This is a genomic window from Thalassobium sp. R2A62 (assembly GCF_000161835.1).
In the GTDB taxonomy this organism is placed as follows: domain Bacteria; phylum Pseudomonadota; class Alphaproteobacteria; order Rhodobacterales; family Rhodobacteraceae; genus Thalassobium.
In genome coordinates, this window is sequence record NZ_GG697169.2 from 1039242 (window position 1) to 1064448 (window position 25207).

Annotated in this window: 27 protein-coding genes; 17 read left to right on the forward strand and 10 right to left on the reverse strand. The window is 56.1% G+C overall.

Features of this window, described 5'->3' with window-relative positions; all coding sequences use genetic code 11:
* Positions 1-253: 253 nt before the first annotated feature.
* Both TR2A62_RS19355 and TR2A62_RS05105 read left to right on the forward strand, forming a co-directional pair.
* The gene (locus tag TR2A62_RS19355) at positions 254-379 is read left to right on the forward strand and encodes a hypothetical protein (protein ID WP_009158231.1); all 126 of its coding nucleotides are present in this window, start codon (positions 254-256) and stop codon (positions 377-379) included.
* Between the two features lie 21 nt (positions 380-400).
* Positions 401-2596: a glycosyltransferase family 2 protein gene (locus tag TR2A62_RS05105; RefSeq protein ID WP_009159473.1), complete on the forward strand. Its 2196-nt coding sequence runs from the start codon at positions 401-403 to the stop codon at positions 2594-2596.
* 3 nt (positions 2597-2599) lie between these two features.
* On the opposite strand, the gene tgt is transcribed toward TR2A62_RS05105, so the two are convergent.
* Positions 2600-3730, reverse strand: coding sequence for a tRNA guanosine(34) transglycosylase Tgt (gene tgt, locus TR2A62_RS05110; protein WP_009157674.1), 1131 nt, complete (start codon positions 3728-3730; stop codon positions 2600-2602).
* 128 nt (positions 3731-3858) lie between these two features.
* Between tgt and TR2A62_RS05115 the strand changes: the two genes are divergently transcribed.
* The 6 genes from TR2A62_RS05115 to TR2A62_RS05140 all read left to right on the forward strand — a co-directional run bounded on the left by TR2A62_RS05115 (position 3859) and on the right by TR2A62_RS05140 (position 7973).
* Complete coding sequence (locus tag TR2A62_RS05115; protein WP_009158480.1) at positions 3859-4719, forward strand: TerB family tellurite resistance protein; 861 nt, start codon at positions 3859-3861, stop codon at positions 4717-4719.
* Positions 4720-4875: 156 nt separating this feature from the next.
* On the forward strand, positions 4876-5238 hold the full coding sequence (locus tag TR2A62_RS05120) for an SUF system Fe-S cluster assembly protein (RefSeq protein ID WP_009159743.1): 363 nt from the start codon (positions 4876-4878) through the stop codon (positions 5236-5238).
* Positions 5239-5294: 56 nt separating this feature from the next.
* Positions 5295-5651, forward strand: a complete 357-nt coding sequence (locus TR2A62_RS05125; protein WP_009160562.1) for an iron-sulfur cluster assembly accessory protein — start codon at positions 5295-5297, stop codon at positions 5649-5651.
* On the forward strand, positions 5651-5977 hold the full coding sequence (locus TR2A62_RS05130; protein WP_009158765.1) for a TfoX/Sxy family protein: 327 nt from the start codon (positions 5651-5653) through the stop codon (positions 5975-5977). Before TR2A62_RS05125 ends, TR2A62_RS05130 begins: the two co-directional genes overlap by 1 nt.
* Positions 5978-5979: 2 nt before the next feature.
* Positions 5980-6720, forward strand: coding sequence for a triose-phosphate isomerase (gene tpiA, locus TR2A62_RS05135; protein WP_009159931.1), 741 nt, complete (start codon positions 5980-5982; stop codon positions 6718-6720).
* Positions 6721-6812: 92 nt separating this feature from the next.
* On the forward strand, positions 6813-7973 hold the full coding sequence (locus tag TR2A62_RS05140; RefSeq protein ID WP_040820251.1) for a cytochrome P450: 1161 nt from the start codon (positions 6813-6815) through the stop codon (positions 7971-7973).
* Here the strand turns inward: TR2A62_RS05140 and TR2A62_RS05145 are convergent.
* Positions 7970-8431 carry an Lrp/AsnC family transcriptional regulator gene (locus TR2A62_RS05145; RefSeq protein WP_009159324.1) on the reverse strand — a complete coding sequence of 154 codons (462 nt, stop codon included), beginning with the start codon at positions 8429-8431 and terminating at the stop codon, positions 7970-7972. The two genes, TR2A62_RS05140 and TR2A62_RS05145, sit on opposite strands and share 4 nt — an antisense overlap.
* A 141-nt stretch (positions 8432-8572) precedes the next feature.
* Between TR2A62_RS05145 and cysG the strand changes: the two genes are divergently transcribed.
* From cysG to TR2A62_RS05175, 6 genes are all read left to right on the forward strand, one after another.
* Positions 8573-9973 carry a siroheme synthase CysG gene (gene cysG / locus TR2A62_RS05150; RefSeq protein WP_009157553.1) on the forward strand — a complete coding sequence of 467 codons (1401 nt, stop codon included), beginning with the start codon at positions 8573-8575 and terminating at the stop codon, positions 9971-9973.
* Positions 9970-10269, forward strand: coding sequence for a DUF2849 domain-containing protein (locus TR2A62_RS05155; RefSeq protein ID WP_009158270.1), 300 nt, complete (start codon positions 9970-9972; stop codon positions 10267-10269). The genes cysG and TR2A62_RS05155 overlap by 4 nt, the downstream gene beginning before the upstream one ends.
* A gap of 2 nt (positions 10270-10271) precedes the next feature.
* On the forward strand, positions 10272-11939 hold the full coding sequence (locus TR2A62_RS05160; RefSeq protein ID WP_009159579.1) for a nitrite/sulfite reductase: 1668 nt from the start codon (positions 10272-10274) through the stop codon (positions 11937-11939).
* Complete coding sequence (locus tag TR2A62_RS05165) at positions 11929-12645, forward strand: phosphoadenylyl-sulfate reductase (protein WP_009158116.1); 717 nt, start codon at positions 11929-11931, stop codon at positions 12643-12645. The genes TR2A62_RS05160 and TR2A62_RS05165 overlap by 11 nt, the downstream gene beginning before the upstream one ends.
* Positions 12642-13055 carry a DUF934 domain-containing protein gene (locus TR2A62_RS05170; RefSeq protein WP_009158933.1) on the forward strand — a complete coding sequence of 138 codons (414 nt, stop codon included), beginning with the start codon at positions 12642-12644 and terminating at the stop codon, positions 13053-13055. The genes TR2A62_RS05165 and TR2A62_RS05170 overlap by 4 nt, the downstream gene beginning before the upstream one ends.
* Positions 13056-13128: 73 nt before the next feature.
* Entirely contained in the window at positions 13129-13974 is an 846-nt protein-coding gene (locus tag TR2A62_RS05175; protein WP_040820254.1) for a ferredoxin--NADP reductase, read from the forward strand.
* A gap of 158 nt (positions 13975-14132) precedes the next feature.
* Here TR2A62_RS05175 and TR2A62_RS17520 read toward each other — a convergent pair whose 3' ends face one another.
* Positions 14133-15056 carry a hypothetical protein gene (locus tag TR2A62_RS17520; protein WP_009159726.1) on the reverse strand — a complete coding sequence of 308 codons (924 nt, stop codon included), beginning with the start codon at positions 15054-15056 and terminating at the stop codon, positions 14133-14135.
* 207 nt (positions 15057-15263) lie between these two features.
* Positions 15264-15392 (reverse strand): hypothetical protein, encoded by a 129-nt coding sequence (locus TR2A62_RS19360; RefSeq protein WP_255346155.1) that lies wholly within the window; start codon positions 15390-15392, stop codon positions 15264-15266.
* On the opposite strand from TR2A62_RS19360, the gene infC reads away from it, so the two are divergent.
* Both infC and TR2A62_RS05190 read left to right on the forward strand, forming a co-directional pair.
* Positions 15367-15849, forward strand: coding sequence for a translation initiation factor IF-3 (infC, locus tag TR2A62_RS05185; protein ID WP_223296155.1), 483 nt, complete (start codon positions 15367-15369; stop codon positions 15847-15849). The genes TR2A62_RS19360 and infC overlap by 26 nt on opposite strands.
* Before the next feature lie 338 nt (positions 15850-16187).
* Complete coding sequence (locus tag TR2A62_RS05190; RefSeq protein WP_009158935.1) at positions 16188-17063, forward strand: ATP-grasp fold amidoligase family protein; 876 nt, start codon at positions 16188-16190, stop codon at positions 17061-17063.
* Positions 17064-17086: 23 nt separating this feature from the next.
* Here TR2A62_RS05190 and TR2A62_RS05195 read toward each other — a convergent pair whose 3' ends face one another.
* Entirely contained in the window at positions 17087-18112 is a 1026-nt protein-coding gene (locus tag TR2A62_RS05195) for a LacI family DNA-binding transcriptional regulator (RefSeq protein ID WP_050761111.1), read from the reverse strand.
* Between the two features lie 77 nt (positions 18113-18189).
* Here TR2A62_RS05195 and TR2A62_RS05200 point away from each other — a divergent pair, with 77 nt between their 5' ends.
* Positions 18190-19329, forward strand: coding sequence for a phytanoyl-CoA dioxygenase family protein (locus TR2A62_RS05200; RefSeq protein WP_009160090.1), 1140 nt, complete (start codon positions 18190-18192; stop codon positions 19327-19329).
* A 50-nt stretch (positions 19330-19379) separates the two neighbouring features.
* Here the strand turns inward: TR2A62_RS05200 and TR2A62_RS05205 are convergent, their stop codons facing one another.
* From TR2A62_RS05205 to TR2A62_RS05225, 5 genes are all read right to left on the reverse strand, one after another.
* Entirely contained in the window at positions 19380-20168 is a 789-nt protein-coding gene (locus TR2A62_RS05205) for a xanthine dehydrogenase family protein subunit M (protein ID WP_009159317.1), read from the reverse strand.
* A gap of 12 nt (positions 20169-20180) precedes the next feature.
* Complete coding sequence (locus tag TR2A62_RS05210; RefSeq protein ID WP_009159578.1) at positions 20181-22547, reverse strand: xanthine dehydrogenase family protein molybdopterin-binding subunit; 2367 nt, start codon at positions 22545-22547, stop codon at positions 20181-20183.
* Between the two features lie 105 nt (positions 22548-22652).
* Positions 22653-23138: a (2Fe-2S)-binding protein gene (locus TR2A62_RS05215; protein WP_009160192.1), complete on the reverse strand. Its 486-nt coding sequence runs from the start codon at positions 23136-23138 to the stop codon at positions 22653-22655.
* A gap of 105 nt (positions 23139-23243) precedes the next feature.
* Positions 23244-24251 carry a molybdopterin-binding protein gene (locus tag TR2A62_RS05220; protein WP_009157932.1) on the reverse strand — a complete coding sequence of 336 codons (1008 nt, stop codon included), beginning with the start codon at positions 24249-24251 and terminating at the stop codon, positions 23244-23246.
* The gene (locus tag TR2A62_RS05225) at positions 24248-25207 is read right to left on the reverse strand and encodes an XdhC family protein (protein ID WP_009158474.1); all 960 of its coding nucleotides are present in this window, start codon (positions 25205-25207) and stop codon (positions 24248-24250) included. Before TR2A62_RS05225 ends, TR2A62_RS05220 begins: the two co-directional genes overlap by 4 nt.

Here is a 25207-nt window from a genome sequence, read left to right on the forward strand (position 1 = left end):
AGCTTGTAGGTGGGTCTGGATCCGCCCCCTTTCAACCTCGTCAGTTACATATCGTTACAATGACGGTAGCGCCCAAGGGGCACAAGCCAAGACATTAAGACATTTTGTCCCGAATTACCGAACAAGGCACAAAAAACGGCCGATTAACCAGAAGTCAACTCAGACTTGATGAAAATCGGGAATCGAAAGATACTAAAAAAGCCTGCTGATCGCGAACTGCCACATATGGCGATGTTTTGGGGGGATAGTACCAGTGCCTTTTGACTTGCTTGCCGCGATGATCGCGCTCATCGTGATGTTGGTTAACGTCGATATTGACGAGGGTGACGATGATGAGGGGCGGGATGACGATAGCGGCGAAGAAGCCGTCAGCATGTAACGCAGGGGCCGACACGAACACGTGACGCCGCTTAGCCTAATCATAACATTTTACAATGAGACCGCCTTTTTCGACATGGCGGTTCAATCCGTGGTGACCCAAGCCATCGATGGCTTGGAATTGATCGTTGTGAACGACAACCCCGACCAGTTTGATGACAGTTGGTTTGCCGACAGGCTGCCCGACGGTGCCCGCCTCATTCATCACGACATCAATCGCGGGCTGTCTGCTGCACGCAACACTGGGATCGATGCATCAACAGGTAAATTCATCGGATTTCTGGATGCTGACGATTATTTCACGTCGGATGGATTGGCACAGCAATATGCATTGGCCCAGCGCTCAGGGGCGGATGTCACCCATGCCGCATGTTTTCTGTCACGCCCCGGTTCCCCTGACGTAGACGTTTTGCGCCGTGACGCGCTGATGTTTCTTGAACCGCGCCAAGGCGCAGGCCTTGAGAACTTCGAAGAGGCGCAGTTCTTTACCTCAAGCTGGGCCAGTCTCTATCGGCGCGACTTTCTCGACAAATTCAATCTGCGCTTTGACGTTGAACAACCAAAATTCGAAGATCGGCTGTTTGTGCTGGAAACCGTCACTGCGGCCAGATTGATTGCCACATTGGGCGCGCCGACACGGGTTTGGCGCAGACGGGCGGGGTCAATCTCTGTCTCGCCGACAAATCCGGATATTCACCGGCTGCAGGTGCAACTGCTGGAAAAATGTTTGGGTGTCATCCGCAAACGTGTGGCCGCAGAAACCCTGCCCGCACGTTTTGAAAAGCGGGAATTGTTTAACACCGTCGGGCGCTTGATTTGGGATATGGATCTGATCGACCGCCTGGTTGAGAATAACGACCCCGATTATACGGACTTCGCCCAGCGCATCGTGTCTTTGTTAGGCGTCGACAGCTTTGGCCACCCGATTTTCGATGACGAGGTACTGGCCCACATCACCCGTGTGGGGATGAAGACCAAACGGGGCTTTGTCTCGCGTACCGACTTTTTCGAACTGCACCGCATGTTGCGTGAGGGTGACTTTGACAGTGTCGGGAACCGTTTGGCCGCGATCAAGCCAAAGCACGCAACGCGCAAGGCCCCTGCCAAGCCGCTGCGGCCCAAGCTGATATTGCACCTTGGCATGCACAAGACCGGATCCACCTATCTGCAGCACCACCTTGTGCACCATCGCGCAGCGTTAGCCAGCAAGGGCATCCTTGTCCCCAATACGGGGATTGCCAACATCAAGCATGCGTCAGTTCGTCAGGGTGGCCTGCCCGGCCATTATGGTTTGATCCGCGCCCTACAAAAGCGTGACTTTGGCCTTTGGAAATCATTGCGCCGCGAGATTGAAAACAGCCCTGCAAAGACGGTCATCTTGAGCTGTGAAAACATGCTCTTTCCGTTGGGTGAGACCCGCGATGCACAGCTTCGTGCCTTGTTTGAACAGCTAGACATGTTCCGAGAGATCCAATGCGTCGCGGTAGTGCGTCGCCCCGATCGATATCTCGAGGCGTTTTACAAAGAACAGGTCTCGAACGGTCAAAGGTTGGGCAGCCGGACGATCCAGGAGTTCATGGTCGATGAGGCCGAGAACCTGACCAACTTGGAAGCGCTCCTTGCCCCGTTCGAGGCATATACGGGCACACCGGTCCGTTTGATGGATTTTGACGAGGCAACCGAGCAATCAGCGCTCTGGCCCGATTTTTGCAAGATGATCGGATTGTCCAAACGGCACCCCAAGGCGCTGGATGATTTGCCGCGCTACCCTTCGCCCGACCGCCAAGCGACTGAAGCGGCGCGGCTGTTGAATTCCGTGGGGGGTGAGGTGACCTACCGCCAAGACGTGCTGCGGGACTTTTTCAAAGTGGTTCCGACCGATCAAGATCCGGAACCTTTGTTATCCCCCTCAGAACGCCAATCGCTGATTGCCCTGTTCCAAGAGCAATCGGCCCCATTCGTGGCCCAGCGCGGCTATACGCCCGACTATTCCAAATGGCATGCAGAACTGGATCAAACAGACTGGGCCCCTCTACAGTGGATCGGCCAACCCTATCTGGATGCGTTGATTGGCGCGCGTTTGCGCAATGAACGGCCCAGTACACAGCGTCTGTCATCTAAGCCAGCCCAAGCAGCGCGATCATCGGATGCTTCTTTGTTGACGTTTCGTGTACGGCCGCGACCGTGGCTGATGCGGATCGTCAACCGGTTCCGGTAACGATCAGAGCGGATCAATATCGCCCTGTGCACGCGCACCATGGAAATCTGATTGGAACTGGGCGAACTGGCCGACTTCGATCGCGTCGCGCATTCCCTGCATCAACTCTTGGAAATAATGCAGGTTATGCCACGTCAGCAGCATCCCCGAGATCATCTCTTGCGAGCGGAACACATGATGCAGATAGGCGCGGCTGTAATTTGAACAGGCCGGACAGGAGCAATTCTCGTCCAGAGGGCGTGGATCATCCGCATGGCGGGCGTTTTTGATGTTCACGACACCGTGGCGGGTAAAGACTTGGCCTGTGCGCCCTGATCGTGACGGCAAAACGCAATCCATCATATCAATGCCTCGCGCCACAGCGCCTACGATGTCATCAGGCTTTCCCACCCCCATCAAATAGCGCGGCTTGTCCGTGGGCAGCTGCTCTGGTGCATAGTCGAGACAATCAAACATCGCCTCTTGGCCTTCGCCGACGGCCAATCCACCAACGGCGTAGCCCTCGAATCCGATCTCGCGCAGCGCCTCGGCGCTTTCTTGGCGTAGATCCTGCTCTAGCCCGCCTTGCTGAATACCAAAGAGCGCGTACCCCGGTCTGTCGCCAAAGGCATCGCGCGACCGTTTGGCCCAACGCATCGACATCTCCATGCTTTGGGCAATGCGTTTGCGGTCGGCTGGCAATGCAGGACATTCGTCAAAACACATCACAATGTCCGAGCCCAACAAACGCTGGATCTCCATAGACCGCTCAGGCGTCAATTCGTGCTTGGAACCATCAATATGAGATTTAAACGTCACACCCTTTTCCGTGAGTTTGCGCAGCCCAGCAAGGCTCATCACCTGAAACCCGCCGCTATCGGTGAGGATCGGCTTGTCCCAGTTCATGAATTTGTGCAGCCCGCCCAATCGGGCTATGCGCTCTGCGGTTGGGCGCAACATCAGGTGATAGGTATTCCCTAGTAAGATATCGGCGCCTGTAGCTGCAACACTTTCCGGCATCATCGCCTTGACCGTGGCGGCAGTGCCCACAGGCATGAACGCCGGTGTGCGGATGTCTCCACGTGGTGTGTGGATTGTACCGCCGCGCGCGCGCCCGTCGGTGGCGGTCAGATCAAAGGAAAACGGTTGTGTCATACAGGCGATCTAGCGCCCATCGCGCGGTGGCGCAACCGCCGCGTGATTTCCCAATGGAAGGCCAAGTTTCGCCCAATTGAACAGGCTACTTAGGCCCAAGTGCATTTATCGACCTATGGATTTTGAACATGAAGACCCTCTTGAGCGCCGCATTACTGGCCACGACCCTTGTTATTCCGACCACTGCTGATGCCGCCCGACTGGGGTATTACCCACAAGTGGACGTAGTGGCCCAAACCCACATCCCGACCCTTGGCCTCACCGCCCAAGGTGGACTGGCGACCTATACGCTGTGTCATACGACAGTCGCGCGCACCTTTGGCATTCCCATCTACTATGAATCCGATGGCTATGGCCTGTCCGCAAACAACTGCGAAGGCACCCGCTACACACCTTTGAGCACGGAAGAGTTTGCAGAACTGCAAGCCGCCGGCATGATCGCCGCTGACATTGCCCAAGAGCCAGCCTTTAACGCCGCGCAAAAACGTACTCATTTGTTTTCCACCCTACTGGGCAGCATTCTTGGCCTGACGGTCGCGATTGCCGTAATTTCCCGAAAGCTGCGGTTGCGTCGTCGCCGCGCTATGATTGGCACCAAAAATACGTACACCCGCTCTATGGTGGACGTGATGTGCCACATAGCTAAAATTGAAGGTCAGGTGGATGTCTCCGAGATCAGCGCGATTGTGCGGATCGCTCATGCCCTGACAGGACGCCGCTTTATCCTCGAGCAGATTGCCGAGATCGTCAACAACGCCGAAAGTAAACTGGCCGAAGCGGACTACAAACGCTTTGCCAAAGGCTTGGCCGAAGGACAAAAGGACGGCGTCATGCAGGTGGCCATTCTTGTCGCCGCTGCGGACAGCTTTATGGATGACCGCGAAAAGCAGTTTATCGGCAATTTGGGTCGGGCTCTCAAAATGGACGTGCGCCGTGTTGGCGATTTGTACCGCGATATTTTGGGTGTTGGTGCCGCGCAACCCGCCTAAGGCACAAAATCCAGAGGGTTTAGGGGGCTACCCTACCCTCGCCACCTGCCTGTGTGCGTGAACACAAACCATTGAACACAGATTGGCGCGGGTTGGTACTGGACCTCTGGTTTGGCAATCCTTATGTAACTGGTCAGGAATTGACAGGACTGATCCATGACCGACAACGCAGCCCCTCTCGAAGGGACACCCTTGATCCAACCGTCGAGCACGGACCACCCACTGTATGACAGTGTGGTCGAGGCGTGCCGGTCTGTCTACGATCCAGAGATCCCCGTGAACATCTACGACCTCGGCCTCGTCTACACGCTTGATATTGCCGAAGATAACGCTGTTCGTGTTGTGATGACATTGACCGCGCCGGGCTGTCCCGTGGCTGGCGAAATGCCAGGGTGGTTGGCTGACGCAATTGAACCTCTTGCTGGGGTCAAGCAAGTCGATGTTGAACTGGTTTGGGAGCCACCGTGGGGCATGGACATGATGTCAGATGAGGCCCGTCTCGAACTTGGATTTATGTAGCGGCACTTGAGCCGCGCCCCCGCTGTCTCTATCTTGAAGCTCAAAGGAGCCCACACATGTTCGGCATTCCAGGCAAACAAGCGGTCAATATGACCCCAAAGGCAGCAGCACAGATTTCTAAACTGATGGCCAAGGATGGCCATGAAGGTTTGCGCATTGGTGTCAAAAAAGGCGGCTGTGCGGGCATGGAATACACCATGGAGTATGTGACCGAGGTGAACCCGATGGACGAGGTCGTCGAACAAGACGGCGCGCGCATCATGATCGCACCAATGGCGCAGATGTTCCTCTTTGGCACCGAAATCGACTACGAAGTGTCGTTGCTAGAAGCTGGGTTCAAATTCAACAACCCGAACGTGACCGAAGCCTGCGGCTGTGGCGAATCCATCAAATTTGACGCCACGCTAGGTTAATGGCCATCAGCGACGCCGATATCAAATTCGCCAAAGAGCTGTTTGCGGATGTGGGTCCACTGACAACACGCAAGATGATGGGCGGTCTGTGTCTCTATTATGACGGTGTTATCTTTGCCATCATTCATTCCGATGCACGGATATACCTCAAGGCCACCGGCACCTACGCCGAAACCCTTGTGGATATGGGTGCCGAGCAAGGGAGCTATACCCGCGACACAGGCAAAGTAACCAAGATGCCCTATTGGACCCTGCCCGACGCAGCCCTTGATGATCCCACCACAGCGGGCGACCTCGCTCGTACTGCACTGAGCTATTTGGAGTGACTATGCGCCTTAAACTTGCAGCCGGAAATTGGAAGATGAACGGCACGACCGCTGCCCTGAGCGAACTGACACAACTGCGATCAATCGACGCCACAGGCATTGATGTCACGATCGCTACGCCGGCCACTCTGATCCACCGCGCTGTTGCTATTGCAGGTGGGGTTCAGATCGCAGGTCAAGATTGTCATGCAAACGTCTCGGGCGCACATACGGGCGACACATCGGCGGACATGCTGGCCGATGCAGGTGCGACAGCCGTTATTCTGGGCCATTCGGAACGCCGTGCAGATTACGGCGAAACGGATGCAGATGTTGCGGCGAAAACCAACGCAGCATGGGGTGCCGAACTGACTGCGATCGTTTGTGTTGGCGAAACCTTGGACGAACGTGAAACAGGCGCCACGCTCTCTGTCGTGGCAACTCAATTAACCGGTTCGGTCCCCGATGGGGCATCCGGCGAAACGCTGGTCATCGCATACGAGCCCGTTTGGGCCATCGGCACCGGCAAGGTTCCGACATTGGAACAAATCGCCGAAGTCCACGATTTCATTCGCGCGGAACTGACCAATCGCTTTGGCGCAGAAACTGCAGATGCCATTCGCCTGCTTTATGGTGGGTCCGTTAAACCATCAAACGCTACCGAGATCTTTGCGACATCAAACGTTGATGGGGCATTGGTAGGGGGCGCATCGCTCAAGGCGGATGACTTTTCTGGGATTATCTCTGCACTCGCAGCCGCCTAACGCCGCCAATCACAAGAACACTGGGGCAACCGTGCCCGCGATGGTGGCAAAGCCTCTTGCCCCCGTGCGGCCATCGCGTAACTGTGCGCTATATGACAACATTGAACCAATCGCCCAAAGACCCATCCTTTGTCCAAGACCCCTACCCGTTTTACCAACGGGCGCGGCAGGCAGGCGACTTTGTCTATTGGTCCGACTACGAAGCATGGTCTGCAACGACACATGCGTCTGTCTCGACAGTTTTGCGTGACCGTCGGTTTGGCCGTGTGAACCCCACATTGACCGTGCCCCCAGCCCTAGCTGATTTCTACGCGGTCGAGGCGCATTCAATGTTGGAGCTTGATCCCCCGCACCACACGCGATTGCGCGGGCTTGTGCTGCGGGCGTTTACCTCGCGGCGGATTATGGGTCTGGCCCCTGAGATCGAACAACTGTGCCATGATCTGATTGATGCGTTTCCAACGGGCGATTTCGATCTACTGACGCAGTACGCCCAAAAACTACCTGTGATCATCATTGCACGGCTCCTTGGTGTACCAGAAACGCTTAGTGATCAATTGCTTAGATGGTCCAATGCGATGGTCCGGGTCTATATGGCCGGACACTCAGCCGACGATGCGCGCGCCGCAAATGATGCCGCTATCGCCTTTTCCGACTTTCTGCGTGGATATATCGAGACGCGCCGCGACACCCCTGCTGACGATTTGATTTCACATCTGATTGCCGCCGAAGAAGACGGCGAGCGTCTGTCGACGGACGAGCTGATCACAACCTGCATTCTGTTGTTGAACGCGGGCCACGAGGCGACGGTACACACGCTCGGCAATGGTGTGAAACTGATGCTAGAGACCGGCTTGCGCCCAACGGATGATATCAACCCATTGATCGAAGAGATCCTGCGCTACGACCCGCCGCTGCATATCTTTAGCCGCTGGGCCCGCGAAGACGTCAGCCTCTTGGGACAGGATTTCAAAGCAGGGGACCGTATTGATTGCCTCTTGGCCTCGGCGAACCGTGATCCTGCGATTTGGGAAGACGCGGAAACCTTTGACCCGTCACGCAAGGCAACAGCCAACACCAGCTTTGGCGGCGGATTGCATTTTTGTGTCGGCGCACCGCTGGCGCGGCTCGAGCTTCAGATTGCATTGGGGGTTCTGTTCGAACGGTGTCCCGCTCTCGCAGTGTCAAGCATCCCGCGCTATGCGGATGTCTATCATTTCCACGGACTGACAGAATTGATGGTCACCCGCTAGAGCGGCAACATCGTCGTCGATTTGATTTCTTCCATCGACAATAGAGCTGTGACGTTGAACACGCGCACCTCGGAAATCAGCGATTGGTAGAATTCATCATAGCCACGGGCATTCGCGACCCGCACCTTGAGGATATAGTCGATATCACCGGCCAGACGGTGCGCCTCTTGGACCTCGGGACGCGACAAAAGCGCGTTTAGAAACTTGTCCTGCCAGTCGGCCTCGTGCTCGGACGTTCGGATCAGGACAAAGAAACACGCGTCAAACCCCAGCGCCTCGGCATCTAGCACGACCGTCTGCTTACCAATGATCCCCGCTTCGCGCATTTTGCGAATGCGATTCCACACAGGCGTCTTCGAAGAGCCAATTTTTTGGGCAATAATATCAAGCGATTGACTTGCATCCCTTTGCAGTTCCGCAAGAATTTTCCGATCTACGTCATCTGTTTGGAACGACATTCCAACCCCTTTGCATTTGCAGAACACTGAATCCGAATTTTACTCAAATCGGAACATATGTCCTTAATGACCCACGCGAGATACAAATAACAAGGAAATTGTTCTATATTCAGCAGTGAAACATGCAAAAGAGCTGTCGCTATGAAACATTTTCCAATCTTTATGGCCGTCGAGGGTCGCCGCATCGTCCTATCGGGCGGTGGCGATGCCGCACTGGCCAAGCTGCGCCTGCTGATGAAAACCCAAGCTAAGATTACGGTCATCGCGGCAGATATCGCCCCCGAGATCACAGCATGGGAAGCGGAAGGAAAACTGGCAACGCTGCGCCGCGCGATGGAGCCTGGTGACGCGATGTGCGCCACGTTGTTTTACGCCGCAAACGAAGATGACGCTGAGGATACACGTGTCGCCGACCTCGCCCACCGTGACGGTTCATTGGTCAATATCGTGGATAATCTGGGCGACAGCCAGTTTATCACGCCGGCGATTGTTGACCGTGACCCTGTGACGATTGCGATCGGCACAGAAGGGGCAGCCCCCGTTCTGGCCCGCGCGATCAAAGCGGACCTCGAGGAAAAGTTGCCATCGACCTTGGGCACCCTCGCCCACATCGGCAAAGGCTTTCGTCATATGGTCGAAGCACTGCCAATGGGCCGCCAGCGTCGCGACTTTTGGCGCGAATACTATTTCAAGACAGGCCCACAGAGCCTGATCGCTGGCGACGACACAGCAGTTCAAGACGATCTACAGTCCCTGCTCTACGATCACCTCAACAAAACATCCCGCAAAGGTCACGTTGATCTGGTGGGTGCGGGTCCGGGCGATCCAGAGCTATTGACCCTCAAGGCGCGCAAAACCTTGGACGAGGCTGACGTCGTTATCCACGACCGTTTGGTGACACCTGAAATTCTCGAGCTGGCCCGCCGCGAGGCAATCATCATTGATGCTGGCAAAGAGGGCTTTGGCAAAGCGATGGCGCAAGACGACATCAACGCGCTCATGGTTCAGCACGCGCGCGGCGGCCATCAGGTTGTCCGGCTCAAGGCTGGCGACCCGACCGTCTTTGGTCGTCTGGACGATGAAATTGATGCGCTGGACGCCCATGATCTGTCTTGGGCAATTGTGCCGGGCATCACAGCAGCCTCTGCGGCTGTAGCTAACATCGGTCAAAGCCTGACCAAACGCGGGCGCAATTCCTCGGTCCGCTTCATCACCGGTCACGACACACGCGGGTTTGCCGAACATGACTGGCGCGCCTTGGCCGCCGAGGGCGAAGTTGCCGCGATCTACATGGGCAAGAAAACAGCGCGTTTTATTCAGGGCCGCCTGCTGATGCATGGTGCCGATCCGCTGACACTTGTGACGATCATCGAAAACGTCAGCCGCGCGGATCAACGCGTTTTGACAACCCATCTGGCCGAACTGGAACCGACCCTGTCGACCGCTGACCTGACGGGTCCTGCACTCACACTCTTTGGCCTCGCGCCTCGTGCTGCGGTGGAAGCCGCACAATCCTTTGACCTTCAGGAGCTTGCCCAATGAGCCGCCCTTTCAAACCCGCTGTTGTGACCGCCAATGCCTTGCTCGAGGGTGACGCAATCTGGCTGACATCTCAGGACACTTGGACACGCGATATGGCCGAGGCCGAGTTGATCACCGACCAGACACGCGCCGATGCCCAGTTGGCGTTGGCCGCCGCCCAAGTGAACGACGTCGTTGGCGTCTATTTGGCCGAGGCTGCTGCATCTGATGCCGGACCAACACCCACACACTTTCGCGAAACATTCCGCACACGCGGGCCATCAAACTATGAACACGGCAAACAGGTGAATCTGTAAAGATGTATAAATACAATGACTTCGACGCCGCTTTTATTGCAAAACGTAATGCACAATTTCGTGCCCAAGTCGAGCGCCGTGTCGACGGCAGCCTGACCGAGGACGAGTTCAAACCGCTGCGTTTGATGAATGGTCTATATCTGCAATTGCACGCCTACATGCTGCGCGTCGCCATCCCGTATGGCACGCTGGATAGCGCAAAGATGCGCCAACTTGCGATGATTGCTGATCGCTGGGACAAGGGCTATGGCCACTTTACCACGCGCCAGAATATCCAATACAACTGGCCGGAACTGCGAGATGTCCCCGATATGCTGGACGCGTTGGGCGAGGTCGAAATGCACGCGATCCAAACGTCGGGCAATACGATCCGTAACGTGACCGCCGACCACTTTGCCGGTGCCGCTGCGGATGAAATCGAAGATCCCCGCCCCGTCGCCGAGCTGTTGCGCCAGTGGTCGACCGATCACCCAGAGTTCCAGTTCCTACCGCGCAAGTTCAAAATTGCGATCACAGGCAGCCCGAACGACCGCGCGGTGACCAAAGCGCATGACATCGGCCTGCGGATGGTCCGTAATGATGCGGGCGAGCCTGGTTTTGAAGTGATCGTTGGTGGTGGCCTAGGTCGGACGCCTATGGTCGGCAAAGTGCTGCGCGACTTCCTACCCAAGGCTGATTTGCTGGCCTATTGCGAGGCAATCGTCAGCGTTTACAACCTGCTGGGTCGCCGCGACAACAAATACAAAGCGCGGATCAAAATCACTGTTCATGAGAACGGTCTCGAGAAAATCCGCGAATTGGTCGATGCACGTTTCGAACAAATCCGCCCTGTTTTCACGGGGTATGATCAGGAATTGCTTGCACAAATCGAACAATCCTTTGCTGCACCGGACTTTAAGGTCGCCAGCACCGATGGATATGAGGCCACCCGCCTTGCCAACCCCGCATTCCGGTCATGGAGCGATACCAATCTGACCGCGCACAAGGCAGACGGCTATGCAATCGTGTCGATCAGCATCAAGAAGCATGGTGCGACCCCTGGCGACGCCACAAGCGAGCAAATGCGCGTGATGGCTGATCTGGCCGCGCAATACGGGCATGACGAACTGCGCATCAGTCACGAGCAGAACGTGATCCTGCCGCATGTTCACAAATCGGACCTGCCTGCGATCTACGCGGCATTGCGTGCAGCCGACCTTGTGACAGCGAACATTGGCCTGATTTCAGACATCATCGCCTGCCCGGGTATGGACTACTGTGCATTGGCAACGGCTCGCTCGATCCCAGTGGCCCAAGAGATCGCCACGCGCTTTGACGAATTGAAGCTCGAGCATGACATTGGCCAGCTCAAGATCAAAATCTCAGGGTGCATCAACGCCTGTGGTCACCACCACGTCGGCCACATTGGTATTCTGGGCCTCGACCGTGCTGGTGTTGAAAACTACCAGATTACGCTGGGCGGTGATCATACTGAAACCGCTGCCGTCGGTGAACGTGCGGGCCCCGGCTTTAGCGCGGATGAGATTGTGCCAGCGATTGAGCGCCTTGTAAGCGGTTATCTCGAACTGCGGACCGACGAGACCGAAACCTTCATCGAGGCTTATCGTCGTCTCGGCATGGCCCCTTTCAAGGCTGTGCTCTATCCAGAGGCTAAAGCTGATGCCGCTTAAAGAACTTGCTGAACGCCGGACCCTCTTGCACCGCAAGAGCGACCCGCACGCCATCCTGAGCCATGCTTTGGGCGATGTCCAAATTGGCAAACTTGCCGTTGTCAGCAGCTTTGGCACAGAAAGCGTCGTGCTGTTGCACATGGTCGCGGATATCGCGCCTGAGACACCGGTGCTGTTCTTGGACACAGAGATGTTGTTCCCTGAAACGCTCAAGTACCATAAACGTGTTGCTGACGAGCTCGCGCTGACGGATGTCCGCGTCATCAAGCCATCGCGCGCCACGTTGATGACCCACGACGTTGACAGCCTGCTACATCAAGCAGATCCAGACGCATGTTGTGCCCTCCGCAAGACGCAACCGCTTGAAACCGCGCTGGCGGGGTTTGATGGCTGGATAACTGGTCGCAAATCCTATCAGAACGGTCAGCGCGCGTCGCTGCCCCCCTATGAACGGGATGGTCGCCGGATCAAAATCAACCCGTTGGCGCAATGGGGGCCGACCGAACTGGACGCCTATATGACCAAATACGTGCTGCCACGGCATCCGTTGGTCGCCCGTGGCTATCCCTCTGTTGGCTGCGCACCTTGCACCACACGTGTCACCCCCGGCGAAGACCCCCGCGCGGGTCGCTGGCGCGACACTGACAAAACTGAATGCGGTATCCATTTTGACAACGAAACCGCCATACGAAAGGCCGCATCATGAGTGTAATCATCACTGACACAGGCTTTGCCTCGGACACTTGGACAGGCGATTTCGTCACTTTGGACACCCTACCCGCTAACGATTGTGCGTCTGGACTGGATCTGGCCTCGGATACTGACCCCAACGCACTATCGGGTCGTTTGTCGTGTATCGAATTGATCCGCGTTGATTTTCCCAGCTCTGCTGATGGTCGTGGGTTCACGATTGCCGCACAATTGCGCCGCCTCGGCTTTACCGGACGCCTGCGCGCCCGTGGCCATGTGATTGCAGATCAATACGCAATGGCGCGCCGCTCTGGCTTTGACGAAATCGAAATTGATGACGCGCTCGCAGCACGGCAGCCACAGGATCAATGGCTGGCCCGCGCTGACTGGCAAAGCCACGATTATCGCGCCCGCATGCAAGGGTAATCGGCCCTCTTTCCCAACCTCTATTTGACCGCTATGAAAGGCGGGCAAGGCGTCAACCTTGCCTGACACCCTTATGAACGAAGTGACGCCAATGACCGCATCGACCAAAGCCGTGCCGACCCTGCCTGACGCTCAGACCGTCACGGCGGTGAAACACTATACAGACCGCCTGTTTTCATTCCGCGTGACGCGCCCCGCTTCTTTGCGGTTCCGTTCGGGTGAATTCGTGATGATCGGTCTGATGGGTGATGCACACCCCGAGACAGGCAAACAAAAGCCGCTCTTGCGCGCATATTCGATTGCCTCGCCCAGCTGGGACGAAGAACTCGAATTCTATTCGATCAAGGTTCAGGACGGCCCGCTGACATCCAAGCTACAGCACATCCAACCGGGTGACGAGCTGATCTTGCGTCCAAAACCCGTTGGCACTTTGGTGCATGACGCACTGCTGCCCGGCAAACGCCTGTGGCTCTTTGCGACGGGTACGGGCTTTGCGCCGTTCTCTTCATTGCTCCGCGACCCGCAGACATTCGAAGACTATGACCAGATCATCATGACGCACACGTGTCGCGATGTCGCCGAACTGGACTATTCAAAAGAGATCATCGCCAGCCTGCACGCTGATGAAATGCTTGTTGAACTTTTGGGCGAAGACAACCTGAACAAGCTCGTCTACTACCCGACGACAACACGCGAAGAGAGCCCCAAGATGGGCCGCATCACCGACCTGCTAAACGACGGAACAGTTTTCTGCGACCTCGGTATTGATGGGCTGTCCAAAGAGACAGATCGCGCGATGGTTTGCGGCTCGATGGGTCTGAACACAGACATCAAAGAGATCCTCGAGGCACATGGTTTGACCGAAGGTGCGAACTCGGAACCTGCTGAATACGTAGTGGAAAAAGCGTTCGTCGGTTAAGTTCGCCCGCGTTCAGACCTAGCCTGAGACACCGCGTAGAATGGGGTGTCGGATAGCCCGCTAGCGAGAGCAGGCAACCAGCGCAAATTTCAGCAAGACAAAGAAAAAGGGCCGCGTCAGATTTGACGCGGCCCTCTTTGTGTTTGAGATCAGTAGGTTTACTGACCCAATGCCGATTTGATCTGCTCGATCACCAAACCGATCAGCTCTGGATTGTCGCCAGCAGCTTCAACCGCTTTGGTCAGTGTCGATTTGACCAGTGGGTTCAGGTCAGCATTTTTGATCATCTCAACAACTTTAGCCGCGTCAAAACCGTCGGCAGTCAGCAGGTCAGACATGCTGGCCGATGCGCCTTCGGTTGTCGCTTCTGCAGCGGCTTCGGCTGTGTCTGCAGCACCTTCAACAGCTTCTGCAGCTGTATCTGTCGCGGCGTCTGCAGTGTCTGCAACTGCGTCAGCAGCTTCACCAGCTGTTTCTGTCGCTGCATCAACTGTGTCAGACGCTGCATCTGCAACATCGCCAGCTGTGTCTGCAACGGCGTCGGCTGCTTCACCAGCTGTCTCTGTTGCTGTGTCGACTGCGTCGCCAGCGGCATCTGCAACATCACCAGCAGTGTCTGCAACTGCGTCTGTTGCAGCTTCTGCTGTGTCCGCAACTGCGTCTGTTGCGGCCTCGGCTGTGTCTGCAACTGCATCAGCTGCCTCGCCAACTGTATCAACAGCAGTGTCTACAACGTCGGAAGCTGCATCAACTGCACCCTCAGCCGCGCCTGCAACAGCGTCTGCTGCGCCTTCGGCCATATCAGCGGCACCTTCGACACCACCTTCAACCGCTTCTGCTGCGTCTTCAGCAACGTCAGAAGCTGCGTCAGCAACACCTTCAACCGCGTCAGTGGCGGCACCAGCGGTGTCTGCAACTGCGTCTACTGCGCCTTCAGCCATGTCAGCCGCACCTTCTGCCATATCACCAGCAGCATCTGTTGCGCCAGAGACGACTTCCATGGGCGAGCGGCCTTTGGCAGCATACTCGTATCCAAAATAGCCCGCGATCGCGAGAACTGCGATAATAATGAGTGCTCTCATGATAAAATCCTTCTAGGTGGTTTGGGGCAGCCCCCATTAGCGCTGCATATGTCAGACGCGTCTCTGAGATAAAAGCGCTTCTCGCCTGGTTTCAGGGGACTTCCGCCGCGTTTCTCCCCCAGCAAGCGCGATTTCGCCCAGAACTCGCAGGGCATTGCTTACACAAGTTTGCAAGGCGCGCGGGGTTGAAAGCCGCCCGCTTAGGGGCTACTTTCCAGCCTCGGACAATTGATAAAGGATCAAGACCATAGCCCGCAGACCACACAACGCGCCACCGGCGCGTGACACCGGCCCCCGCGTCAACGAACGCATCCGCGCCAACGAAATCCGTCTCATTGGCGCCGAAGGCGAAAATGTAGGCGTTGTCACCCCAGAACGCGCATTGGATATGGCGGTCGACGCTGGTCTCGATCTTGTCGAGATTTCGCCAAACGCCTCGCCGCCCGTCTGCAAGATCATGGACTTTGGTAAGTTCAAATACGAGACTCAGAAGAAAGAAGCTGAGGCGCGCAAAAAGCAAAAGATCATCGAGATCAAAGAGGTCAAGTTCCGTCCTAACACGGACACGAACGACTATGACGTCAAAATGCGCAACGTATTCAAATTCCTCGAGAACGGCGACAAGGTCAAAGTCACCCTTCGCTTTCGTGGTCGGGAAATGGCGCACCAGAACTTGGGCCGTGAATTGCTCGAGCGTGTTGCCGAAGACACCAAAGAATACGGCAAAGTCGAGAACTTCCCCAAGATGGAAGGCCGCCAAATGGTCATGCTAATCGGCCCACTGGCGAAGTAAGTCCTAGAGGCCGACAAGCTGAAACCGCATTGTCGGGTCAGCCGTAGCTGAACAGATTGAAACCCCTGCTTGCGCGGGGGTTTTTCTTTTGCGCCATGTGATCTCTCTGACCATGCTGCAACATTACCTATGGGCGAACGCGGCGGTGAAAAATCAACGTCACATTAACGCGCCTACCTGTTTGACCGGAAAAACCGTCAGTTCGGTCAAATTCAAGATTTACAACCATCAGCCGAATCCGACATTTACGAGGAATGCGGAGACTTGTTTTAGCACTCGTGCGAATTGTTATTTTATTGCGATATCGAAAGCTCGCCAAATACTACCGGCGGGTGGATATGTATGGACGACATGCAAACCCTGCATCGCCCAGGACTGCGAACGACAAATTCTTTTGGCGCAAAGTGTTCGACCTTGATCCAAGGTATACCCAAGTGTCTGACAAGGTTGGTGTCCGCGATTTTTTCAAAGAACATGACATCAAGGTGCCCTGCCCTGATTTGTTGTGGACCGGCGATCGCGCCGAAGACATCCCCGATGATCTGTTAGCCAGCGGCGTCGCCGTAAAGGCAAACCACGGCTGGGCTACAAATATCATATTGCCTGAGGCCCCACCCGACCGCGCTGCATTCAATACGCTCGCCAACAGCTTTCTATCCAAACGGCATGCGCGCAGTCGCCACGAATGGGCTTATTTCGACATCAAACCGACGTTATTCGTCGAAAGATTGGTCGACCCTCTCGTCTCTGAGACCAACATCTTTACCTATAACGGCGCGATCCCGCGCGTGATCATCAGGTACCCTCAACCGAACGGATCCTTGCTCTATGACAACTGGTTGCGCGGTCCGGACGACACATGGACCTGTGGTGAACCTGCTGTAAAAGGCGCAATTATGGCGAACCAACCAATGCCGCCCTTTGTGCCGCAAATGCTGGAAACTGCAACGGAAATCGGTCGGCACTTTGATTTCATTCGTGTTGATTACTTAGCAACTGACACGCAGTGCTGGCTTGGGGAACTCACGGTTTATCCCGGAACTGGACAACGACAGGGTATCCGTAGCCTTGAGGATCACAGCGAAAACATATGCTGGGATATTCGAAAGTCGCGGTTTTTTGAAACGCCACAGCGCGGCTGGCGCGGCTTGTACCAAAGGGCGCTCTTGGCCGATCTAAATGCAAGAGCGGAAAAAGCGAATTCCCAAGACTGAGATGCTGCACTGGTCAATCGTGACTATCCAGCGCCACGCGATGCAGGAACGTTGTCCGCGACAACAATCTGAATATCAGACATGCCGTCTAGCGGCATTGCAGCCAGACGGTGCGCTGCCATGATGTTGCGAAAGGCACGTGTCATGTCTTGGGCAAGGTCGTGGTACAGGACAAAGTCGAGCCTACCCTGCGCCAACAGATCAACGTTCTCGTCATCTAGATCGTGCGCGACATAGACCCGAGGCGCGAGCCCCAGCCGAGCAAGCGTTGTTTGGATGGCTCGGTTGCCCCCGCCCATGGAATAGACCCCAGCAACATCGCTCAGTTGCGATGCCACAGCTTCGACCAATTGAGCCGTGCTTTGATTGAGACCGCTGGTGTCTTGCACCATTCTCACCTCAAGATGCGGAGCATAATCGCCCAATGCCGTGCGAAACCCGTCCAGCCGTGCGTCTTCGCCTTGGAAATCATTGCGGCTGAGCGTCGCAAGGACCACGCCACGCGACACAACACGGCTGACCAAACGCGCCGCCGTCCGGCCCGCCCGCTCGTTATCTAGTCCAGCATAGGCCGTGCGGCCTGACGTCAGACAATCAGTAAAGATCGTGACCACAGGAATGCCCCGCCCAACCAATCCAGCAATCGCTTGGCGAACCTCAGGCACATCTCTTGCCTTTAGACACACCCCGTCGCTACCCCGCTTTGCGATCCGCGCTAAAACGGCGACGGTCTGGGCAACGCCCATGACCTCTCGCATTTCGAACCGCGGACGCACTACCGCTGGCGCGATCTGCGGCAGAACATGATGCACAGCTTTGGTAATTTCCCGACAAAACCGATCTGGTGCTTCGACAACAATATCAATGAACAGCCGCCGCCCACGCGCCGCCATCTGGCCTTCTTGCTGTTCAAGCTCTGCAATGGCCGCGACCACCCGCGCCCGTGTTTGCGGGCTGACATGGGCCCGTCCATTTAGCGCACGATCAATGGTCGCCGTGCTCAAACCGGACTGTGCCGAGATTTCTTTGATCGGAAAACGATGTGTCATTGATGTATTATTGATGTGTTTTACCAGCGACCGCCAGATCAAAACGCGGCATCCTGTCGCCAACACAGGAGCAAAACATGACAAACACCGGCTATTTCACAAGCGATGACTGCGATCTCGACGCATTCAAGACACTCTGCAACCAAACACTGGATCCCGCGCAGGTGCCACTCGCCACAGATGTGCAAAGGAACGTGCCAATCTACGATGTCGCGCAATTTCCGGACCTCTTGAACAACCGATTTTTCAAGAGCGAATGGGCCCACACTTTGCTAAATGGCGCAGGTGTTTTGGTTTTAAAGAATGCCTATGCGGACACCAGCGCGATTGACGCCGCAACAGCGATATTCACGCAGATCATTGCAGATGAAAAAGCTGCTGGTGCCAATTCCGCGGACCACTTTTCGGCGGGTACCAACGACCGTGTCTGGAATTCATTGGGGAAACTGTGCCTTGCCGATCCGGAAACTTTTGCGCGGTACTTTGGAAATCCGGCGATCCAAGCTGTGTCCGAGGCATGGCTTGGCCCAAACTATCAGATGACGGCGCAGGTCAATCTTGTGCATCCGGGTGGCGCCGCCCAACAGGCCCACCGCGATTACCATCTGGGGTTCCAAACGTCTGAAGTGTCAGCGGGTTATCCCGCACATGTGCACGATCTATCGCCCGTTCTAACGCTTCAGGGGGCTGTGGCCCATTGTGACATGTCGGTCGACAGCGGCCCGACTAAACTCTTGCCCTTTTCCCAAGCTTTCCGCGCGGGATACGCAGCATGGAGATTGCCCGAATTCCGCGCATATTTCGAAGAGGCATATATTCAGCTGCCACTGGCCAAGGGTGACGCCTTGTTTTTCAATCCTGCGCTATTTCATGCGGCTGGCGAAAACAGAACAACCGATGTGCACCGCATGGCCAACCTTTTGCAGGTCTCATCTGCCTTTGGACGCGCGTTAGAGAACATTGACCGCACGACAATGTGCCGTGCGCTTTTCCCTGTTCTATCGCAGCTAAACCTATCAGATGCAGACAAAAATGCAGCCATCGCAAGCTGCGCCGAGGGCTATTCATTCCCGACTAATCTCGACAGCGATCCGCCCGTTGGCGGTCTTGCCCCCGAGACCCAAGCAGTACTGTTCCACCGCGCGTTGAACGACGGGATGGATGCCGCGACGTTCAACGCGGCACTAGATGACATAACCGCACGCAAACGCGCATAAACCACAAAAGGCCCCCGTAAACGCAGGGGCCTTTTAATTAATGTACTAGATTAAAAAGCTGCATTAACTGCCCGCCCTGTCATAACTTTTACCAAATGGGCACGATACTCTGGTGTGCCATGAAGATCGCCAATCAACCCATCCGCTGGCACTGTCAAATCCGTCAAAGCATCAGCGCTAAAATTGGCTGACAGCGATTCTTCAGCGGCAGTCCAGCGATGTACACCACCCTCGGATGCACCAGTCACGGCGACACGCACGCCATCCGCAAATTTGGCGACAAACACCCCGACTAACGCAAAGCGTGACGCAGGCTGCACGAACTTTTCATAGTGCGATGCCTCTGGCACGGGGAACCGAACCTCGGTGACAATTTCGCCTTCGTTCAATGCTGTCTCGAACATCCCTTGGAAATAGTCATCCGCCGCGATTTCGCGGGTGTTGGTGATGATCGTCGCACCCGACGCGAGAGCCGCAGACGGATAACAGGCGGATGGGTCGTTGTTCGCAAGCGATCCACCAATGGTGCCACGGTTGCGCACAGCTGGGTCACCGATGTTGGCTGCGAGTGCTGCCAAACCTGCATAGCGCCCCGCCCCGGCGGCGACTGCTGCATGGGTTGTAGCCCCACCAATGCACAGCGATCCATCGTCCCCGTCGCAAATGCCGACCATCTCGGGAATATCCGTCAAGGATACCAAGGTTTCAGGCGCAGCCAGTCTGGCCTTGAGCGTCGGGATCAACGTTTGTCCCCCGCTCAGTGCCTGCGCATCGTCGCCTTTCAGCGCCTTGGCCGCGTCCGCAATCGTCGAAGGCCGTTCAATTTCAAAAGCATACATATCTGCGGTGTCCTATCCGTTGTTCATCGCCGACCACACCTTGGACGGTGTGAGAGGCATATCAATATGCGTGACGTCATGGCCCGCGCTACGGAGCGCGTCGCAGACCGCGTTGACGACTGATGGGGGTGATCCAATTGCACCAGCCTCGCCGCAGCCTTTTACGCCCAAGGGGTTGTGCGTACATGGCGTCTGGCACGAATGGTCTACGTCATAAAACGGCACGTCATCCGCACGTGGCATCGCGTAATCCATGTAGGATCCGCTTAGCAACTGGCCGTCCGCATCATAGGCACAATTCTCGAGCAGCGCCTGACCAATACCTTGGGCCAAACCGCCATGCACCTGACCAGACACGATCATCGGGTTGATAATGTTGCCAAAATCATCCGCGGCAGTGAACCGTTCGATCGTGACCTTGCCCGTATCTGGGTCGACCTCAACCTCGCAAGCATAGGCGCCTGCGGGATAGGTAAAGTTCGCCGGATCATAGAATGCGGTCTCTTCCAACCCCGGCTCAATATCTTCGAGCGGGTAGTTGTGAGGCACATACGCCGCAAGAGTCACATCGCCCCACGCCACGGACTTGTCCGTGCCAGTGACACTGAATTGACCATCCTTCAGTTCGATATCATCGGCACTGGCCTCGAGAAGGTGCGCCGCAATCTTCTTGGCCTTGTTGATGATCTTTTCTGTCGCACGCACCATGGCCGAGCCACAAACCGCAAGACTGCGCGATCCATAGGTGCCCATCCCGAACGGGATTTTCGACGTATCGCCGTGGACGATATCAATCTGGCTCTCGTCGATGCCAATCATGTCCGCGACCACCTGAGGGAACGCTGTCTCGTGTCCCTGCCCGTGGCTGTGCGCACCGACCATGACGCTGATTGACCCCGTGGCGTTCACACGCACCGTTGCCGCATCATAGAGCCCTGCTCGCGCGCCCAGCTGACCAACCAGGTTCGACGGTGCAATACCGCAGGCCTCGATGTAGCAGTTCACGCCCAATCCGCGCAGCTTGCCACGCTTGGCACTCTCCGCACGCCGCGCATCAAAACCAGCGAGATCACCCAGCTCTTCGAGCTTGTCCATCGTCGCGGGGTAGTCGCCGGTGTCGTATTCCACCGCAACCGGCGTGGCATAGGGGAATTCAGTGATAAAGTTCTGCCGCCGCAGTGCGATCGGATCAACGTCGCGCTCGGACGCTGCTTTGTCGATCACCCGTTCCAGCTGGAATGTGGCTTCGGGGCGACCAGCGCCACGATATGCATCTACTGGCACCGTGTTGGTGAACATCGCTTTGACGTTCACATAGATCAGCGGCGTCTTGTAGTTGCCTGCCATCAACGTGCCATGCAGCCACGTCGGAACTGACGAGCTAAAGGTCGATAGATACGCGCCCATATTGGCAAATGTGTTGGTGCGCAGCGCGGTAAAGTTATTGTCTTTGTCCATCCCCAATTCAATTGTGGTGACGTGATCGCGACCATGCGCGTCAGACATAAACGCCTCGGACCGGCTAGAGGTCCATTTCACAGGACGCCCACAGGCTTTGGCTGCAAAAGTACAGAACGCTTCTTCTGCGTAGTGGAAGATTTTGGTGCCAAAACCGCCGCCTACGTCAGGGGCCACCACGCGCAGCTTGTGCTCGGGGATGCCCAAAACGAATGCGCCCATCAACAGACGGATCAAATGCGGGTTCTGACTGGTCGTGTGTAAAGTGTATTGCTCGTCATGGCCGGTATATTCGCCCACAGCCACGCGTGGCTCCATCGGGTTGGCGATCAAACGGTTGTTCACCAACTCTAGGGTCGTCACATGCTCGGACGCTTTGAGCGCGGCATCGACTGCATCACGGTTTTCTTCAACAAAACCCCAGTCATAACAAAGATTGCTGGTCAGATCGTCGTGGACCTTGGTCGAGCCTTCCTTGGCCGCCTCTTTCATATCAACGACCGCTGGCAGCTCGTCAAAATCGGCCTCGATGGCCTCGGCTGCATCAAGAGCTTGGGCATAGGTATCTGCAACGACAGCTGCATACGGATCACCAACATGGCGCACCTTGTCTTGGGCCAATACCGCATGGCGTGGCTCCTGCATCGGCTCGCCGTGACGGTCCGTGATCTGCCATCCACATGGGATCGATCCCACTGCTTCAAAATCCGCGCCTGTGAACACACGCACAATGCCAGGCATTGCCTCGGCTGCCGTTGTATCCACCGACTTGATCACCGCATGGGCCATCTCTGAGCGTACGAAATGCACGTAAGCCTGACCATGAACATTGATGTCGTCTGTATACCGTCCCTGACCGGTCAGAAACCGCAGGTCCTCGCGCCGCTTTGGGCTGGCTCCAATTCCACTATCCTTAGGCATTCGATCTCTCCTCCAAGAGCGCGATCTGGGGATCATCCGACCCTCGGCACACCGCAAATTCAATCCTCTGCCCCGCCTCCTTGCAGGACAAAACAGAAACGCGTGTTACTCGGCCGCGATGGACGTCACATCCTGACCCGCAGCCGCCATAATCGCCTTGACGATATTATGGTAGCCCGTGCACCGACAGATATTGCCTTCAAGATAGGCTCGGATTTCATGCTCGGTGGGGTTTGGATTGTCGTTGAGCAATGCTGCCGCTGACATCACCATTCCTGGTGTGCAAAACCCGCATTGCAATCCGTGGTGGTCCTGAAAGGCCTGCTGGATCACATTCAGCGACCCATCTGCATTTGCCTGACCTTCAATCGTGGCCACGTCAGCGCCGTCTGCTTCAGCCGCAAACATCGTGCATGCCTTGACCGCCTCGCCGTTCACATGGACGACACAAGCACCGCATTGGCTGGTGTCACAACCAACATGGGTTCCTGTCAATTTCAGATCTTCACGCAGGAAATTCACCAAAAGCATCCGGCCTTCTACTTCGCCAGACACAGCTTTTCCGTTCACAGTCATCGAGACTTGTGCCATTCACATCCTCCCAGAATTTTCAGTATCGTTACGGTGAGTTAAGCATGACATGTGCGGTCTGGGAACAAAAACTTTCCCGTTTGGGTTGGGTGGTCGCAGGTGCGTCTATCCTTCTGCGCTGCGGCGTGGGCGTGGCCGCGTCGGGATTTCCTTGAGCAATCCACCGACTCCCATCGCCGCAATATCCGCAGCATCTAAATTGATCCCGCACAGCACACGCTCCATCACCCAATCCGCCCCATTTAGCGCAGGCGAACGTGCACAACCCGGCAACCCGATAACAGGTTTTGCGCCCAATTGCCCCAAGAATAAAAGGTTTCCGGGGTCCGCTGGGATGCCATAGTGATGCACCTCTCCGCCTGCCGCGCGCACGGCCATTGGGGCGACATCATTGATGTCAGAAGTAGCTGATCCGGTCAGAATAAACAGTACATCCCCCTGCGCATCGCGCAGCGCCTGGGCCAGCGCGTCCACCTCATGGGGGACCCTGATTTCACCCTGCAAATCCATGCCCATTCGCTGCACCCGCATTGCAAGGGATTTGCGCCCTTTTTCGCCAAAGACCTGCCCCGGAACGGCCGTTTCAACCAAACTAGCGCTGTGAAACTGCGGTTCGGCCACCTGAATTGCGCCTCTCATATGCTCGGCGGCACGCATCACATCACCCTCTGGCACACCGTAAGAGATGATCTTGATCGTCGCTACCATCCGATTTGCCTTGAGGCGCGCAAAATCATCCAGCGTCGCCACGGTGATCATTGGGTTCACGCTATTCGCCAGCGTTATCGCGTGAGCATCAATCCGAACGACACCCACTGTTTGGGCATAAACGTTAACGCGGCCTGTGCGCGCATCTGTACGGCGCAACGCCGCGGCCTCTTCCGGAACCAAAGCGTCGGCCAACAGATGTGCGGCTGCGTCCTCATGCAAATCACCATCTCCCAAAACAGCGACGACGACCTGTTCGGCGCCATCCTCGATCAAGGCTGCGATATGCTCTGGGCCTAGGATCGTGCCTTTTGACAAATCTACATCTGAGACCGCCCGTGTTGGATAGCTATGCGCGAGAATTGCGCCTATGGCATCTCGTACCGGAACAGGGCCAAATTTCACGCGGGCCTCCGCAGCGTTTGGACAACTTCCGCCATAATCGACACCGCAATTTCGGCAGGCGATTTTGCCCCAATGTCCAAGCCTACTGGCGCATGGATACGTTCAATGTGTGCCTGCGAAAACCCAGCCTCGGACAGCCGCGCGACACGCTTGGCATGCGTGCGTGTCGAGCCTAAGGACCCGATGTAGAATGCATCAGACACCAGCGCTTTTTGCAGGGCTGGATCATCCAATTTTGGGTCGTGGGTCAGGGTCACAACCGCGGTCCGCCCATCAATGCCTATCACGTCCATGGCCGCATCTGGCCAATCCTCTGACAAAACCACACTGGGAAACCGCACGGCCGAGCCAAAGGCCGGTCTGGGGTCGACAACGGTTACGGAAAATCCAGCCGCTTGCGCGACTGGAACCAAGGTTTGAGCGATGTGAACAGCACCTACAATTATCATTGATAACAATGGATTATGGATCGAAACGAATGCATCACCATCAAAGCCACTTTTGTCGCGTAAAAACCGATCTTCATACCCGTGCCCCCGCTCGACAACTGCACGTGTACCTGTCTTTAGATCGGCAACATAGGCCACCGCTTTGCGCTTTGTGCAGGCCTCAACCAGCTGTTCTAGAATGGTGATCGGCATAGCCGCGCCAACCGGTTCGACCATGATACGGATTGTGCCGCCACAGGCCAATCCAACGGCAAATGCATCGTCATCACTGACACCGTACTCCAGTGTGCGGACCTCGCCGTCCGCCAGTGCATCGATGGCCTCGACGACAACCGCGCCTTCGACACAGCCACCGGATACAGATCCCTCCATTGCGCCATTGGAATCGATGACCAATTGGCTACCCACAGGGCGTGGCGCGGACCCCCAAGTTTCGACCACAGTCGCCACGGCAACTGCGCGCCCGTTCCGCACCCACTCTAGGGCAATTTCTAACACTTCAGTCAT

Bases quoted from the DNA above. Each gene is read 5' to 3' on its own strand.
- tgt (WP_009157674.1), bottom strand. From the start codon at position 3,730: ATGACACAACCGTTTTCCTTTGATCTGACCGCCACCGACGGGCGCGCG.
- TR2A62_RS05115 (WP_009158480.1), top strand. From the start codon at position 3,859: ATGAAGACCCTCTTGAGCGCCGCATTACTGGCCACGACCCTTGTTATT.
- TR2A62_RS05120 (WP_009159743.1), top strand. From the start codon at position 4,876: ATGACCGACAACGCAGCCCCTCTCGAAGGGACACCCTTGATCCAACCG.
- TR2A62_RS05125 (WP_009160562.1), top strand. From the start codon at position 5,295: ATGTTCGGCATTCCAGGCAAACAAGCGGTCAATATGACCCCAAAGGCA.
- TR2A62_RS05130 (WP_009158765.1), top strand. From the start codon at position 5,651: ATGGCCATCAGCGACGCCGATATCAAATTCGCCAAAGAGCTGTTTGCG.
- tpiA (WP_009159931.1), top strand. From the start codon at position 5,980: ATGCGCCTTAAACTTGCAGCCGGAAATTGGAAGATGAACGGCACGACC.
- TR2A62_RS05140 (WP_040820251.1), top strand. From the start codon at position 6,813: ATGACAACATTGAACCAATCGCCCAAAGACCCATCCTTTGTCCAAGAC.
- TR2A62_RS05145 (WP_009159324.1), bottom strand. From the start codon at position 8,431: ATGTCGTTCCAAACAGATGACGTAGATCGGAAAATTCTTGCGGAACTG.
- cysG (WP_009157553.1), top strand. From the start codon at position 8,573: ATGAAACATTTTCCAATCTTTATGGCCGTCGAGGGTCGCCGCATCGTC.
- TR2A62_RS05155 (WP_009158270.1), top strand. From the start codon at position 9,970: ATGAGCCGCCCTTTCAAACCCGCTGTTGTGACCGCCAATGCCTTGCTC.
- TR2A62_RS05160 (WP_009159579.1), top strand. From the start codon at position 10,272: ATGTATAAATACAATGACTTCGACGCCGCTTTTATTGCAAAACGTAAT.
- TR2A62_RS05165 (WP_009158116.1), top strand. From the start codon at position 11,929: ATGCCGCTTAAAGAACTTGCTGAACGCCGGACCCTCTTGCACCGCAAG.
- TR2A62_RS05170 (WP_009158933.1), top strand. From the start codon at position 12,642: ATGAGTGTAATCATCACTGACACAGGCTTTGCCTCGGACACTTGGACA.
- TR2A62_RS05175 (WP_040820254.1), top strand. From the start codon at position 13,129: ATGAACGAAGTGACGCCAATGACCGCATCGACCAAAGCCGTGCCGACC.
- TR2A62_RS17520 (WP_009159726.1), bottom strand. From the start codon at position 15,056: ATGAGAGCACTCATTATTATCGCAGTTCTCGCGATCGCGGGCTATTTT.
- TR2A62_RS19360 (WP_255346155.1), bottom strand. From the start codon at position 15,392: ATGAGACGGATTTCGTTGGCGCGGATGCGTTCGTTGACGCGGGGGCCG.
- TR2A62_RS05190 (WP_009158935.1), top strand. From the start codon at position 16,188: ATGTATGGACGACATGCAAACCCTGCATCGCCCAGGACTGCGAACGAC.
- TR2A62_RS05195 (WP_050761111.1), bottom strand. From the start codon at position 18,112: ATGACACATCGTTTTCCGATCAAAGAAATCTCGGCACAGTCCGGTTTG.
- TR2A62_RS05200 (WP_009160090.1), top strand. From the start codon at position 18,190: ATGACAAACACCGGCTATTTCACAAGCGATGACTGCGATCTCGACGCA.
- TR2A62_RS05205 (WP_009159317.1), bottom strand. From the start codon at position 20,168: ATGTATGCTTTTGAAATTGAACGGCCTTCGACGATTGCGGACGCGGCC.
- TR2A62_RS05210 (WP_009159578.1), bottom strand. From the start codon at position 22,547: ATGCCTAAGGATAGTGGAATTGGAGCCAGCCCAAAGCGGCGCGAGGAC.
- TR2A62_RS05215 (WP_009160192.1), bottom strand. From the start codon at position 23,138: ATGGCACAAGTCTCGATGACTGTGAACGGAAAAGCTGTGTCTGGCGAA.
- TR2A62_RS05225 (WP_009158474.1), bottom strand. From the start codon at position 25,207: ATGACTGAAGTGTTAGAAATTGCCCTAGAGTGGGTGCGGAACGGGCGC.